We start from the raw sequence: 15642 nt of genomic DNA, 5'->3' as shown, positions 1-15642 counted from the left end.
CAATGTCGGTTCTATATCGATGATTATTATAATATAGTGAGAAGACATGGGACTCTAGATGGAGTGAGTCCCACTGTATTTGAATCTAGAATTTAAACCCCGTGTCCACTTTGCCGGGGTCATATCAAAGTGGTTCCTAGACTCTAGGTTCTAGAACCTAGGAGCTGACTACCCTTTCCCATGCAGCCTGATGATTAATTCGGCTTCAGCTTTCGGAAGCTCACATTCATGAATCAACTCTTCAACACCGGCGCCTAAGTCGACCATTTTCATCGCCCGAGTGTACAGCTTGGCCTGAGGGTCTTGTTGGTTAGCTTCATCGAGTCTGGCATCTTGTTGCGATGTTTTCTTTTCAAGCTCTAACATGCGTTTTCCGACACCGATAGTACCGCTTCTTAACTCTTGCAACTCACGCTTTACCGCTTCTCGTTGCCGATCACTCTCTTTAACCAGTAAGGTCAGAGCATCGACTTTCGCCTTAAGCTTAGCGGTTTGCTTTTGCTGAAAGAATGCCAAGCCTAAACACGCAACCACATACACTAATGCTGCGATTAAGATTTCATCACCGATAATCAATTAGTAAGACTCTTTTAATGAAGTAACTTTATAGAAGATACAAGATTTCAGGCTCCGGCAAAACCGGAACCTGAAAATAGACTAGCAAATTCCTGAAACTAAACTCTGGCGAAACTCAATCTAAAAGATGGAAACTGATAGATAGAAGCCAGAGTCAGAAACTGTAGCGGTTAAATTTGGGACAGTTCCATCCACTCTTCGTCAGATAACAGCTTATCCAGGTCTACAAGGATAAGTAACTCATTATCCCTGTTACTCACACCTTGAATAAACTTGGCACTTTCCTCTGTTCCGACGTTAGGTGCATTATCGATCTCTGAACCACGAAGATAAACAACTTCAGCAACACTGTCGACCAGAATACCAATCACCTGCTTTTCAGCTTCAATGATCACAATTCTTGTCGAGTCATCTATTTCAGCAGAAGCTAAGCCAAAGCGAGTGCGCGTATCTATGACTGTGACAACATTACCCCTAAGGTTGATAATGCCCAATACATAGTGTGGAGCACCAGGAACGGGTGCAATTTCGGTATATCTTAATACCTCTTGAACCTGCATGACATTAATGCCATAAGTTTCATTGTCGAGTCTGAAGGTTACCCACTGCAACACTTCATCATCTTTATTTACCGCTACCGCTACTTTATTTGCGTCTGTCATATCTACCTCAGCCAACAGGATCCTGACTACCTAAACCTGAATTTAATAACTCTATGAGTGCTTGCACATGCAATATGCCACACATCTGCTCTTTTACTACACCAGCCAACCAAGGGCGCTTCCCAGCTTTGCTCCGCCAGTTGACCTCAGATTTCGTGATTCTTACTGCATTTACCAAGGATTCACACGTCAATCCCCAGTTACTATCTTCTAATAATACAACATATTGATAGTTTACGGATTCAGCTAATGCTTTATCGTACTTTTCAGGCATGACCCATGCACCGGTATCGACAATATTTAGCTGTGTGTCTCTATATGTTTGGACTCCCTTGTACCAAGCGGGTCTGCCCATAATATGATTAATCCGTTCAATTTTAACTATTCCGCCCAGGCTCACTAACGGCACGGCCAATGTCAGCCCTGCTACCTTAAAGAATAGTACCTGAAACTCATCATCGAGCGTTTCAAGCAGATCTTTTGTCACTTTAGGTGGAATTTCACCTAATTGTGTTTTTAACTCTAATTCCTGTTCCTGATTTTGCTTAATATCAATCTTGTTCTCAACGTGAACGTCGACTTTAGGCTTAACAGCGACTTTATCCGGAACAGATGTCGTCTTAATTTTCGATTTAGCAAGCGTTTGATTCTGAAGCTTAACAATTGATTCAGTTTCAATCTGTGGCTCAGGTTTGAAAACCGGCGCTAATAGTTGCTCCAGAGCCAACTTATCCAGATGAGGGTCGGTTTCTCTAATTTTTGATTTCGTTAACGCCTGCGTCTCTGTTTGCGTCTTATTGTGGGATTGAGTCTTGAGTTGTGTTTGTAGCCTTGGTGTCTCAATCGTTTCTGGCTTTTCAATGACAGGCTCATTATTTACAAGCTCTGATTTTAAACCTTTCAATTTCAACGCATTTGAACTTGACCCATCTGAAATCAGCTCGGGAAACACTTGTTCAGCTATATCGGCAGTTATCGCCTCAACTTGAATATTAGGTTCATCTTCTACCTCAGTAAGAAGCAGAGAAAAATAATCGAATACCGTTTCATCAACTGAGGTTGTCATGTGAAAGCTCCCCAGTCAGCAGGTGTTCTAACAGCCTTTCATATGCCTTCGCACCACGACTGCTTGCCGAGTAATGAGAAGCTGGAAGATGCGCTAAACTCGCATCTCTGAATTTGGTGTCAACCGGAATCACATCCGGCCAGAGTTTGTCACCATACTTTTCTCCCAGATGCTGCAGGGCGGATGATGCCGCCTTCGTCCGGCGGTCATACATAGTAGGAACAACAGTATAGTTATATCTGGTTTTCTTAGACCGCCCCATTAAGATCATGGTTTTTATCATTCGGTCCAGGCCTTTAATCGCCAGAAACTCCGTTTGAACAGGCACAATAATATGCTGACTTGCCGCAAGCGCATTGACCATCAACACACCTAAGACTGGTGGACAATCGATCAGTGTGACATCGTAGTCATCTTCCACTAAGGCAAGCAGTTTTTGCAGTATGAGTCCCATGCCACCTTGGTGACCGAGAGACCTGTCTAAGGTCGCAAGCGCCATAGTAGAAGGAAGGAGGTCGATCCCCTCAACATCTGTTGAGACGATATGGCTCTTCACTCTCTCTTTAGTGAGTTGCTTATGAGCCAAAAAAACATCGTAGAGAGAGCCAGGAACCTCTTCGGAGTCAATGCCAAGGTAATAGCCCAGTGATGCATGAGGATCGGTATCGATCATCAAGACACGCTGGCCACGTTTAGCCAGGGCCCCGGCTAAACTGGCAACCGTAGTCGTTTTACCCACGCCACCTTTCTGGTTTGCTATGGTCCAGATCTTCAAAAAACGCCCCTCAAATTCACTATCAATATCACTTTTTTAATTATTTTCTCGAGTTGTCACTCGAATACCGCCATGAGGCAAGCTTATCACTTTAACCCCATCTTCATTTTCTGAAATCGTAAGGGGAACCGCCACTAACTCTTTCTGAACGCCGCTACCGTCGACTTCACTCTTTACCCCACCGGATTCAAGAGTAGAAGCAAGCTCGGCTTCTGGGATATTAGAAGGCGTTTGTGAACTATGCGTGGATAGATCAGTTGCTTCGTTAACAGAGTCCCCATCAGTTAGTCGCTCATCACTTTGCTTATTCGGAGTGCGGGCAATACTGCTTGGTACCACTATATCATCCTGACTCAATTGTGCAGTGTTGCGCGACTCATCTTGACTCGTTTTGTGAGCAGTAGCCTCAGAAACCTCGACACCGGGTCCAACTGTCACCTTAACTTCCTGCTGAGGTTGAGCGTGGGAGAGCAATTCCTGTGTCGCGTTGGGATGTTCGGCCATCCATTTTGCTACAGCTTCAGCTTGCTCATCTGGCACCATGAGTAAAACCTGGCTACTTTGCAATCGCTCCACCTCGCTGAGCAGCAATGTATTTTTATGCCGCACATCGAAATAGAGGGTAGTTGTAACAAAAACGCCTATTGAGAGTAGAAAAATAATCAGAATAGAGAAAGTGTTCATCTTTCTCTTGGCTCTAGCCATGGCTGGATTCTCTTAAAATAGCTTCGGCCATATCATCCAGCGCTATCGATTGACTCGATATCCCTGCGGCGGTCACGGCTTGTGGCATACCATAGACGATACAACTGGCTTCATCTTGTGCCCAGATAGTAGCACCGGCACTCTTAAGCATTCTGGCCCCTTCTCTTCCATCGGCCCCCATTCCGGTTAAGACCACTGCCAGCGTCTCCCTTCCGGATATTTTTGAAGCTGAAGCAAACGCAATATCGACACTGGGCTTGTAATTCATATCTGCACTACCAGCAACAATTTTAATTCGACCATGAGCTCCCCCCCTCTCAAGCATCATCTGCATCCCGCCAGGAGCCAAGTATGCGGTGCCAGGTCTTAATTGGTCACCCGTCTGGGCTTCTTTGACCTGAATTTTACAAAGGCCATTTAAGCGACTGGCAAATGCAGGAGTAAAGGCTGCCGGCATATGCTGAATTAATAAAATAGGATGGGGATAATTTGCCGGTAGTTGTGTCAATATCTTCTGCAAGGCCACTGGCCCACCGGTAGAAGTACCAATCAATAATAATTTATAATTTTTACCCGATGCCCTTTTAACAACAGTTCCTCTTACAGGAACCGGTGCGGGTGTCACCGAGCGGGTTAACTGGGGAGATGCCGGCGTTTTAGTCGATTTAGCAGGCGTCGGTATCGTAGAGCGGGTTACGGGTCGATAAACTCTTCTACGCCCAAGAGCCTTAATTCTCTGTTGCAGAAGGAGAATCGCCTCATCTTTATTGGTCGCAATGTCTTCGAAGCGTTTAGGAAGAAAATCGAGTGCCCCAGCTTCTAATGCGTCAAGCGTCGCCTTAGCGCCATCCTGAGTCAATGAAGAAAACATCAAAATTGGCGTCGGAGTTTTACCCATAATTTCACGAACGGCACTGATGCCATCCATTACGGGCATCTCTATGTCCATAGTGATCACTTGGGGCTTAAGTTCCGCCGCCATTTTAACGGCTTCCAGACCATTGGAAGCGGTACCAATTACCTCTAGTTCTGGATCTTTAGTGACAATTTCACTTACCCTTCGACGAAAAAAACTGGAATCGTCAACAACAAGAACTTTAATGCCCATTCAATTTCCTATACCGCAAGTTGTTTTATTTTTTTGCGTAATTCTTCAGCAAACCAGGTACATCAAGGATCAGTGCAATACCACCGTCGGATGTAATTGTGGCCCCTGCCATGCCTGGAGTTCCATGCAACAAGGTGCCCAGAGGCTTAATGACAACTTCTTCTTGACCAATAAGAGAATCAACCACGAAACCTATCTGCATAGTACCAAGTTGAACAATAACTACATGGCCATGTTGCTTATCACCATGCTTAAACCCGGTCTGTTTTCGGATTAGCCAGTGCTCCAGATAGAACAGAGGCACGGCCTTTTCTCGAACGATTACAGTCAGCTGACCATCGACGATATTTGTCTTGGTCAGATCGAGGTGGAAAATTTCACTCACACTGGAAAGAGGCAGTGCGAAGACCTGTGTTGCTACCTCAACCATTAGTGTCGGCATAATCGCGAGCGTTAACGGTACCTTAATCTCTAATCGAGTCCCCTTACCTTGCAAGGAATCAATATGGATGCTTCCGTTCAATTGGGCAATGCGGGTTTTAACCACATCCATGCCGACGCCACGTCCCGAAATATCGGAAATCTCAACTTTGGTTGAGAACCCAGGAGCAAAAATAAGGTTGTATGCTTCATTATCGGTCATTCTAGAGGCGGTGTCTTCATCGAGTACACCACGGCTTATGGCGATCTCTTTAAGCTTATTTGGATCCATTCCGGCGCCGTCATCCTCAATCTTCAATAGAATGTGGTCACCTTCCTGACTCGCTGAAAGGGTAATGGTACCCGTTCTGGATTTACCCGTAGCTTCTCGATCTGCAGGCATCTCAATACCGTGATCGACAGAGTTTCTAACCAAGTGAACCAAAGGGTCGGCAAGCGCTTCGACAAGGTTCTTATCTAAATCGGTATCTTCACCGATCATTCTCAGATCAATTTCTTTATTCAAGGTACGGGCTAAATCACGTACGACTCGAGGGAAACGGCCAAAGACTTTCTTAATCGGCTGCATGCGTGTCTTCATCACCGCACCTTGAAGATCGGCGGTAACAAGATCCAGATTAGCCAAGGCTTTAGAGAGCTCCTCATCGTCTCGGTTAATCCCTAAGCTGATAAGGCGATTTCTCACTAACACTAACTCACCGACCATATTCATGATCTGATCGAGCCTTGCAGTATCGACACGAACCGTCGTTTCCGCTTGTGGCATATTTGCCGGTGCCGCTTTGGCTACAGCCTTAGGCGCCGCTTTAGCTACCGGCGCTTTCGCAGCAGGCTTGGCAACCGGGGCTGCAGGTGAACTCTTAGGCTGGCTAGCTACAGGAGCTTTAGTGACAGCTTTTGGGGCTCCACCCGAACCATGCAGTTCATCGAGTAATTTTTCAAATTCATCATCAGAGATGTCGTCAGAATCTACCGCTGGAGGTGCAGTCTCGACAGGGGGGACAACTTGAGCGTCCTTATTCTTAAATTGACCTGAGCCATGTAACTCATCGAGCAGTGACTCAAACTCATCGTCTGTGATATCACTACTTGCAGGAATTTGTGGTGTATCTGCTTTGATATCTTTAGAACCGGTAGGACCATTCGCCGCACCGTGAAGCGCATCGAGAAGCGCCTCAAATTCTGACTCATTAATTTCATCAATACTGCCGCCGCTTGTGCCACTGCTGGCTTTCGGGGCTGGAGCCTCATCAAACAGCTCAATACCCGAATCTTCCTCGGCGGGAGCTTCATCGAATAACTCAATTGAGGCATCAATGGATTCATCAACCGTCGGGACGGGAAAAGGAGCGCCGGAGCTCAGTAATTTCAAGTTGGCTAATAGTTCTGCATCGGCGGGGTCTTGCTCGATACCAGCCTGGGTCTGAGCAAACATTGCGTTGATGGCATCCACTGCTTGCAGAATGATATCCATCAATTCTGAAGATACTTCTCGCTTACCAGTCCGCAACAGATCAAAGGTATTCTCGGCTTCATGACACACATCGACCATTGGGCCCAGGCTAAGAAATCCTGCACCGCCTTTTACAGTATGGAAACCTCGAAAGATTGCGTTTAGCAGTTCCGTATCTTCTGGGTTATTTTCCAGAGTGACTAATTGTTCAGACAAAAGCTCTAAAATTTCACCAGCTTCGATCAAAAAGTCCTGCAGTATCTCTTCATCAACATCAAATGACATTAATATGACTCCTAATTAGAAACCCAGACTCGAAAGCAGATCATCGACTTCGTCTTGACCTGTGACAACATCATCACGCTCTTCAGCATTCATGATAGGCCCCTCGGCTTCAACGTTGCTGGTCGTGACTGGTGTGTCCTCGCTAACGGGCTGTTCACCAAATACAGTTAGCATAGAAACTAAGTTATTTTCGACTTCACGTACTAAGTCGATTACTCTTCGAATCATCTGCCCTGTTAAATCTTGGAAATCTTGAGCCAATAAAATTTCATTTAGTAGCTCTCTTAAACGAATCGAATCCAATTCGCTTCGATCGACAAACTGCTGAACGTCATGACAAAGACCTTTAAATTCATTCAGTTCGATATCACGCCTCATGAGCTTACCCCATGTTGGTTTTACCGATTGAATATTCGTTGTCAGAGCCTCTGCCAAAGGCAGACACTCCTCAACAGCATCCATGGTTTTATTTGCAGCTTGCTCTGTCATATCGATGACATAACTTAGGCGTTCTTTAGCGTCAGGGATCTCAGTACTCGCTAATGTGATCAGTCTGTCATCGACCTGAAAATCAACAATGGCACTGTGAAGCTGTCGAGTCAGTCTTCCTACCTCATCGAACAGTTCTTTTTGAATTGGCGTTGCAATGTCCCTGATCAACTCGTCGGCTTGCTCTTGCTGGCCTTCGGTCAGCAGTTCGACAAGTTTATTTGCTTGCTCTAACGAAATGAGCCCTGAGGTTATAGCCTGCATAACACAACCTTGATTATCCGAGTCGTTCAAAAATTTTGTCTAACTTCTCTTTTAACGTAGCTGCTGTAAAAGGCTTAACAACATAACCATTCACACCCGCTTGCGCTGCTGCGATGATCTGCTCCCTTTTTGCTTCTGCAGTAACCATCAGCACAGGGAGGTGCTTTAACTCATCGTCTGCACGAATCGCTTTTAATAGATCGATCCCCTGCATACCAGGCATATTCCAATCGGTCACGACAAAATCGAAGTCGCCTTTTTGCAACATAGGCAGTGCTGTTGAACCGTCATCTGCTTCTTGAGTGTTATTAAAACCCAAGTCTCTTAACAAGTTCTTGATGATACGCCTCATTGTTGAGAAATCATCAACAACGAGAATCTTCATATTCTTGTCCAAGGTTTCCTCCGCGGAGCTCTTTAATATGTAATTGTTATTTTGTTGTCCAATGCTTAAGTTTAGCTTTAAGTCTGAGCATCGCCTGACTCAATATCTGGCTTACCCGCGACTCACTAACTTCAAGAATGGCCCCAATTTCTTTTAAATTCAGTGCTTCGTCATAATAAAGCGACAAAACTAATCCATCTCTCTCAGGCAAAAGCTTGATAGCTTCCACTAATGCCTTATGAAATTCCACGTCTGCTATCGACTCAAATATATCGTCCTGCTGAACCTCATCATGGCTAACAACATCAACCGACACACCTAAGTCTTCGATACCAACAACTTTACCTACTGAAACATCATTAAGAATATGATGGTACTCATCGAGCGACATATCAAGTCGCTGTGCAATTTCGCTGTCAACGGCATCTCTGCCTAGCTCTTGCCCTAACTCACCGATAACCTGAGCAACGCGCCTTTGATTCCGATGAACCGAGCGTGGAACCCAGTCTCCCCGACGGATCTCATCAAGCATCGAACCACGGATCCGAATGCCTGCAAAAGTTTCAAATTTTGCCCCTTTGCTACCATCAAACTTCGAAGAAGCTTCGAGGAGCCCCATCATTCCGGCTTGCAACAGGTCATCGAGTTGAACCGATGCCGGTAGACGCGCTAACAGATGGTGGGCAATCTTTTTAACCAACGGTGCATACTGTTCAACTATTGAGGCTTTATTATCTAAACAAGTATACGCAGCGGCTTTACTCACTCGTCCTATCCTCTTGATACTCAGGTCGCTGTACTAATCTCTCGACAAAAAATTCAAGATGACCACCTGGTTGCTGAGGGATCGGCCAACTAATTATCTTATTGGCCAGGCCATGATAAGCAATTGATGCCGGTGATTTAGGGTACGCCTCTACGACCAATTTTTGTTTACGTACAGATTTACGTAAATTTTCATCGAAAGGTATCGTCGCAACTAATTCCAACGCGACATCTAAGAAACGATCCGTAACTTTACTAAGTTTAGCAAAGAGTTCCATCCCTTCCCGTAAACTTCTCACCATATTGGCAACTATTTTAAAACGGAAAACACCATGCTCACGACTCAATATCTTTATTAAGGCATAAGCATCGGTGATCGATGTCGGTTCATCACAGACTACTACTAGCACATCTTGAGAGGCCCGAGAAAAACTCAATACCATATCTGAGATACCTGCCGCAGTATCGACAATTAAAATGTCGAATTGGGTACGCATCTCACTAAAGGCTCGAATTAAACCGGCGTGCTGTGCCTGAGACAATTCAACCATCGCCTGTGTTCCCGAGGTCGCCGGAATAATTCCGATACCTTTAGGCCCACGAACGATAATATCATCTAGCTCTGCATCTCCCGATAATACATGTGATAAGTTACGATCGGCTCGTAACCCCAACATAATATCGACATTAGCCAAACCTAAATCAGCATCCAGGACTAATACACGCTTTCCTTTTTCAGCCAAGGCTACGGCGGTATTAATGGAGACACTGGTTTTACCCACGCCACCTTTACCACCGGAAACCGCGATTACTTTTACTTTTTCGTTATAAGGTTGATTCATCATACGTAAACCACTTGCTTGATCCCGACTCATTGCTTTACTCAAATGCATAGGCCCTTTCATCTGACCGTTCATTGTTCTGTACTAAGTGTTCTTTCTTATCTAATACCGATAACGCTTTATTGGCTAAAGCTAAGGTATCAGCAACTTGCATATCTTCTGGAACTCTTTGCCCGTCAGTTACATAACTTAATGGTAACCCACTTTGTATCAATACGCTCAATGCTGGAGCTAAAGAAACTGATTCGTCGAGCTTAGTCAACACGGCTCCCGATAGCGGAATACGTTTAAATTGCGCTACGGCGTCCTCTAAGACCCTTCTCTGCCCTGTAGAAGACAGTACCAGATAACTGCGTATAGGTATTCTGCTATTTGCAGCTAAATTATCTAGTTGTTGGAAAAGCCTGATATCTCGTTGACCCATACCCGCCGTATCTATCAATACTAGCTTGCGATTTCTGAACTGATAAAGAATTTGTTCCAACTCATTAAGATCATGTGCCTGCTTTACCGGACACCCCATTATTTTGCCATAGGTAGCCAATTGCTCAAAGGCTCCTATGCGATAATGATCGGTAGTAATCAACGCAACTTGATCTGCACCATGGTGTGCAACATATCTGGCGGCTAATTTTGCAACTGTGGTTGTCTTACCGACCCCTGTCGGACCAACAAATGCGACGACCCCACCCTGGCGAACAATATCATCACCTTGATTATCTAGCATATTAGCCAAACTGCGCGGCAAAGTTCTGACGAGTTCGGCCGGAGTATAATGTTCACTCAAATCGGAAAGCTTTGCAGCCACTGCCGGTGAAAACTCGGCATCTAGCAATTTACTTTCTAACATGGCACCGACAGGGTTAACCCGACTCTTTTGCTCCGTCAGTAACGACGTCACCTGATGAGTCAATAAATTACGCAGAGAGGCTAACTCTTCACGCATCGCATCAAACTCTTGATTTGGTTTAACTTTAGATTCATGCCCGCTTCGACCATTAAATGGCTTTGCTTCGGGTTCGGCTACTCTCGCATTAACAGATGGAGCTTGTAACCCTTTTGCCCACTCGGGCATATCCAGCTCATCGGACTTGTGACTGATCTGTTGGTTAACCCGGCTCTGTTGTCTTTCTAACAGGGCTTGCAATGAATCGGCGGCAGGAGCCGGCTTAACTTTTGATTCCGTCCGCACGGGTCTTTTTGACCCAAGAGAAATTTTCTCTTCGGCTAAATCCAGAAATGATGACGTGGGAGCAGCATTTGCAGTTTGCTGCAATTTTGGCTTAGGCTCGTCGTAATCGACAGCCGCCACTATCTCTATGCCACCCGTCACTTTCTTGTTGGACATAATCACGGCATCTGAACCTAAGGTCTCTTTAACCTGGGCGAGAGCTGTGCGCATATCTTTTGCTAAAAATCGTTTAATCTTCACTTACACACCCTCTACTGACCGACAGCAGATACTATTCTAATCTGCTTCTCATCGGGCACTTCCTGATAGGAGATCACCCTTAGGTTTGGAATTGTATGTTTAACAAACCTGGACAAGGTTGAACGTAACATACCCGATGTAAGCAATATTGCCGGCTGTCCGACCATCTCCTGCCTCTGTGATGCGTCTTCTAAAGACTTCTGCATACGTTCAGCTAGACTAGGTTCAATATTCGGACCTTCACCGCCAGTCGCTTGCATAGACTGATGCAACATCTGTTCCAACTCTGGCGCCAATGTAATGACAGGTATCTCTGTCTCCGGCCCGCTGATCTCTTGAACGATCATGCGTTTCAGTGCAATACGCACCGCGGCCGTCAGTACCTCGGTATCGGCGCTCTTAGTGCCATACTCCAGTAATGTCTGAACTATGGTCTTCAGGTCTCGGATTGAAACCCCTTCATTAAGTAAGTTCTGCATCACTTTCACCACCGAGCCAAGTGGCATCACATCTGGCACGAACCCATCGACAAGTTTTGGAGAATGCTTACCTAACATCTCCATCAACTGCTGAACCTCTTCGTAGCCCAGTAACTTAGCCGCATTATTCGTTAACAGCTGACTCAAGTGTGTTGCTACAACCGTCGCAGCGTCAACAACGGTATAGCCTAAGGTTTGTGCGTGCTCTCTAAGCTCAGGTGCAATCCACACCGCCTCCAGCCCAAAGGCGGGATCGGTGGTTTCAATGCCATCTAACTTGCCATACACCTGTCCAGGGTTAATCGCCAGTTCACAATCGTGCCTGATCTCGGCTTCACCAGAGGCTACACCCATTAAAGAGATACGATAGGTATTTGGCGACAGATCCAGATTATCGCGAATATGTACCGCAGGAACCAGGAAGCCAAGTTCCTGAGACAGTTTCTTTCTTACCCCTTTAATTCGTCCCAGCAGCTCTCCACCTTGGCCTTTATCGACCAGTGGGATCAATCGATAACCCACTTCGAGCCCGATGGTATCGACGTGTTGAACATCATCCCAACTGAGCTCTTTCGGTTTACCGGCATCGGCCTTCTCAGCCGGAGAGGTCTTAGCCAACTCCAGCGCTTTCTCGCGCGCATTTGCCTTCTTCTTATACATTATGAAAGCAACGCCGCCGACGGCAAAAGCGAGAGTGAGAAAGGCAACATGTGGCATCCCTGGTACGATACCCATGATAAACAGGACTGCGGCGGCAATGGCTATCGATTTCGGATTGTCAAACATCTGACTCATCATCATCTGGCCCATATCACCCGACTCATTTTGACGTGTCACCATGAGTGCCGCCGCAATGGAGAGCAACAGGCCTGGGATCTGAGCCACCAGGCCATCACCAATGGTTAGCAGGGTGTAGATCTCTACCGCAGAGGAGAAATCCAGTCCATGCTGAACCATACCGATGACGAATCCCCCCAGTATATTAATCACCATGATCATAATACCGGCAATCGCATCACCTTTTACAAATTTTGAGGCTCCATCCATCGCGCCATAGAAATCAGCTTCTTTAGTGACCTCTGCGCGGCGAACCCGGGCTTGGTCTTGGTTCAACACACCGGCATTTAAGTCGGCATCGATAGCCATCTGTTTACCAGGCATGGCATCCAAGGTAAAACGAGCACTCACTTCTGAGATACGCCCGGCACCTTTAGTCACTACCGCGAAGTTAATGATGATAAGAATGAGAAAAACCACCAGACCCACGGCATAGTTACCGCCAATCACCACAGAACCGAAAGACTCAATCACCTTACCGGCCGCATCACCACCATTGTGACCTTCGAGTAATACGACTCGGGTAGAGGCGACGTTAAGTGCCAATCTCAGCAGGGTTGCAACCAGTAACACACTGGGGAACGCGGCAAAATCCAGCGGTCTGTCGGTATAGATAGATACCAGCAATACAATAAGCGCTAAGGCAATATTGAAAGAGAAAAGAATATCGAGCAGGAATGCTGGGATCGGCAATACGATCATAGCCAAAGCGGCTAAAACAAGCAGAGGTGTACCCAGGCCTTTAAAATTGGCGGGTCTTACTTGCTTTAATTGACCTAGGCTTGCTTTAACATCCATTCAAAAAGAGTCCAAACTTTGACATCTAGCCCTTACTCAGCAATTTTTAAGCCAATATGGGGAGTTTAGTAATTTAGTGCTAATTTAGTAAAAATTTAGTAAGTAGATTTTTAGCTGCGCCACTATACCGTTAAACACACGGTAAATGAACGGCTTAATATCTCAAATGGACAATATAATGATAAAAGCGGTAGACGTGGATAAGAATGCAACTAGATCTGCGGGTTAATATCCTTATATCGACTCAGCCAGGCTTCAATTACCCATTATTTAACACTTAACGGCTGTAACTCTAGTGTTTAAGCTCATCAGGGATAGGTTGCTCACTTGGAATAGGATTGGGTCGCTTACCCCCATGTTTTTGAAATTGACGTAGCTGAAATACGTAGGCGAGCACCTGAGCTACCGCAGTGAAAAGTCCTTCGGGGATCTCCTGATCGATTTTAGTTGTGTGGTATATAGCTCGTGCCAGAGGTGGGGCCGAAACGATGGCAATCTCATGTTCTCGCGCTATCTCCCTAATCTTGAATGCCACTTCATCGACGCCTTTTGCCAAAACAAAGGGAGCCGTGGCTTTCATGGCATCATATTTGACCGCAACGGCATAATGGTCCGGGTTTACAACAATCACATCGGCATTAGGGACCTCCCCCATCATGCGGCGTTGCGCCATCTCCCTCTGCATCTGCCTTACTTTCCCCTTAACTTCCGGCTTACCTTCGGTATCTTTGTATTCATCTTTTATCTCCTGCTTTGTCATCTTCAGCTGCTTGTTGTGATTCCAGATTTGAAACGGCACATCTATAACGACAATGATAATTGTGGAGGAGCAGAGAATGATGAACATCCATACCAGGAGATCTAATGCATGGTAAACGTTACCCGGAAGATGATCCCGAGAGAGCGCGAGAATATCATTAAAATAATAGCTTAGAAGAAAATAGGCGGATAATGCGACTACCGAAAATTTTGCGATACCCTTGGTCAGTTCTACGAGCGCCTGAACCCCAAACATTCGTTTGAAGCCATTAACCGGATTCATCTTATCCGTTTTAGGCATAAAAGCCTTGGTGGAGAAGGTGATACCGCCAAGAATAATGTTACCCAAGAATGCCACGAGAGCAAGTATTGCAATAAAGCTCAACATAGGAAAGGCGAGTTCATTACCTATAAGAGACCAGATTAGAAACAACTCATTGGTGTCATATATCTGCGTTCTGTCCATGGTAAAGAGTATCTCCATAATATTATAGAGACTCTTGGCGATACTTGGTCCGGTGACCGCGAAACCGACAGCGGCTGCCATCAAGACAGCTGAAGTTCCTAACTCCTTCGATCGGGCAACCTGACCTTTCTCCCGGGATTGCTCCCGGCGCCTGGGGGTCGCCTCCTCGGTTTTTTCTTGACTGCTGTCATTCTCAGCCATCGGTTAACTCCCGGGCTTTATCGTTCGCATGATTAAAAAAGACCATCGACATTACATTGAAGCAGTAATACATCACAGAGTAATAACTGAGCGGCACGCCAGACCTCACCGAAATGCTCCATAATCGGAGTCAGGGTTAACCATAAAATGATCAAGCCACTGACCATGGTCACGGGAAAACCAATCGCAAAAATGTTAAGTTGTGGCGACGCTCGGGTCATGACACCGAAAGACAGGTTAATCAATAGAAGTGCCACGATTGCAGTAATTGACATGGTGAGCGCCGCACCAAACATATAGGCTCCCCATTCGGCTAACAGCTTATAGCTGGTAATACTAAGCCCCTGATCGGAGATGGGGATCGTCTCGAAACTCACCACTAACATCCTGATCAACACTAAGTGCCCATCGACACTTAAAAAAATCATTGTCGTTAGCAGTAGAAAGAAGTTACCGATCACCGGGGTTTGTTGACCCGATGAGGGGTCAACCATAGAGGCGAAACCCAAACTCGTTTGCATACCAATAATTTGTCCCGTCAACACAAATGTCTGCATGACCAACAGGGTGACAAACCCCATGGCAACGCCGATTAATACCTGCTGCGCGGTCACAAATACCGAAGATAAGGCGAAAAGTTCAATATTCTCTACAGGGGGTAATACAGGGGCAATAGCGAATGTGATCGCCATAGACAGGAGCAGACGAACACGGACAGGAGTGGTATTAGCGCCAAAAACGGCCATCACCATCAACATGCTCGATACCCGAAATAGCGGCCACATGTATGACGCTATGGTATCCATGATGGTGCCGATTAAAATTTCCATCAGCCAGGGCGCTTTATACAGTCA

General features: G+C 45.9%; 15 protein-coding genes. All 15 read right to left on the bottom strand.

Annotated features, from left to right (window positions below; all coding sequences use genetic code 11):
- Positions 1-168: 168 nt before the first annotated feature.
- The 15 genes from EKG38_RS10675 to fliR all read right to left on the bottom strand — a co-directional run bounded on the left by EKG38_RS10675 (position 169) and on the right by fliR (position 15618).
- Positions 169-570, bottom strand: a complete 402-nt coding sequence (locus tag EKG38_RS10675) for a DUF2802 domain-containing protein (protein ID WP_185826835.1) — start codon at positions 568-570, stop codon at positions 169-171.
- Between the two features lie 176 nt (positions 571-746).
- Positions 747-1238: a chemotaxis protein CheW gene (locus tag EKG38_RS10670; protein ID WP_126520227.1), complete on the bottom strand. Its 492-nt coding sequence runs from the start codon at positions 1236-1238 to the stop codon at positions 747-749.
- Positions 1239-1245: 7 nt separating this feature from the next.
- Positions 1246-2304: a chemotaxis protein CheW gene (locus tag EKG38_RS10665; protein ID WP_126520226.1), complete on the bottom strand. Its 1059-nt coding sequence runs from the start codon at positions 2302-2304 to the stop codon at positions 1246-1248.
- Positions 2288-3079 carry a ParA family protein gene (locus EKG38_RS10660; protein WP_126520225.1) on the bottom strand — a complete coding sequence of 264 codons (792 nt, stop codon included), beginning with the start codon at positions 3077-3079 and terminating at the stop codon, positions 2288-2290. Before EKG38_RS10660 ends, EKG38_RS10665 begins: the two co-directional genes overlap by 17 nt.
- Positions 3080-3115: 36 nt before the next feature.
- Positions 3116-3784, bottom strand: coding sequence for a hypothetical protein (locus tag EKG38_RS10655; protein WP_246033131.1), 669 nt, complete (start codon positions 3782-3784; stop codon positions 3116-3118).
- Positions 3777-4892: a protein-glutamate methylesterase/protein-glutamine glutaminase gene (locus tag EKG38_RS10650; protein WP_126520224.1), complete on the bottom strand. Its 1116-nt coding sequence runs from the start codon at positions 4890-4892 to the stop codon at positions 3777-3779. The genes EKG38_RS10655 and EKG38_RS10650 overlap by 8 nt, the downstream gene beginning before the upstream one ends.
- Positions 4893-4917: 25 nt before the next feature.
- Positions 4918-7071: a chemotaxis protein CheA gene (locus EKG38_RS10645; RefSeq protein ID WP_126520223.1), complete on the bottom strand. Its 2154-nt coding sequence runs from the start codon at positions 7069-7071 to the stop codon at positions 4918-4920.
- 15 nt (positions 7072-7086) lie between these two features.
- A complete protein-coding gene (locus EKG38_RS10640) occupies positions 7087-7824 on the bottom strand; it encodes a protein phosphatase CheZ (protein ID WP_126520222.1) in 738 nt (245 codons plus the stop codon).
- Between the two features lie 13 nt (positions 7825-7837).
- Positions 7838-8221 carry a chemotaxis response regulator CheY gene (gene cheY, locus EKG38_RS10635; RefSeq protein ID WP_012143382.1) on the bottom strand — a complete coding sequence of 128 codons (384 nt, stop codon included), beginning with the start codon at positions 8219-8221 and terminating at the stop codon, positions 7838-7840.
- A gap of 34 nt (positions 8222-8255) precedes the next feature.
- Positions 8256-8975, bottom strand: coding sequence for an RNA polymerase sigma factor FliA (locus EKG38_RS10630; protein WP_126520221.1), 720 nt, complete (start codon positions 8973-8975; stop codon positions 8256-8258).
- Positions 8968-9849, bottom strand: coding sequence for a MinD/ParA family protein (locus EKG38_RS10625; RefSeq protein ID WP_126520251.1), 882 nt, complete (start codon positions 9847-9849; stop codon positions 8968-8970). The genes EKG38_RS10630 and EKG38_RS10625 overlap by 8 nt, the downstream gene beginning before the upstream one ends.
- 4 nt (positions 9850-9853) lie before the next feature.
- Positions 9854-11248, bottom strand: a complete 1395-nt coding sequence (gene flhF, locus EKG38_RS10620) for a flagellar biosynthesis GTPase FlhF (RefSeq protein WP_126520220.1) — start codon at positions 11246-11248, stop codon at positions 9854-9856.
- Between the two features lie 11 nt (positions 11249-11259).
- Positions 11260-13362: a flagellar biosynthesis protein FlhA gene (flhA, locus tag EKG38_RS10615; protein ID WP_126520219.1), complete on the bottom strand. Its 2103-nt coding sequence runs from the start codon at positions 13360-13362 to the stop codon at positions 11260-11262.
- Positions 13363-13654: 292 nt separating this feature from the next.
- Positions 13655-14788, bottom strand: a complete 1134-nt coding sequence (flhB, locus tag EKG38_RS10610; RefSeq protein WP_126520218.1) for a flagellar biosynthesis protein FlhB — start codon at positions 14786-14788, stop codon at positions 13655-13657.
- Positions 14789-14820: 32 nt separating this feature from the next.
- Positions 14821-15618, bottom strand: coding sequence for a flagellar biosynthetic protein FliR (gene fliR, locus EKG38_RS10605; RefSeq protein ID WP_126520217.1), 798 nt, complete (start codon positions 15616-15618; stop codon positions 14821-14823).
- Between the last annotated feature and the right edge of the window lie 24 nt (positions 15619-15642).

The sequence above is a fragment of the Shewanella canadensis genome, from assembly GCF_003966225.1.
GTDB classification, from domain to species: Bacteria; Pseudomonadota; Gammaproteobacteria; order Enterobacterales; family Shewanellaceae; genus Shewanella; species Shewanella canadensis.
Note: the sequence above shows the minus strand (reverse complement) of the source record. Positions and strands in the feature narration are given on the sequence as shown.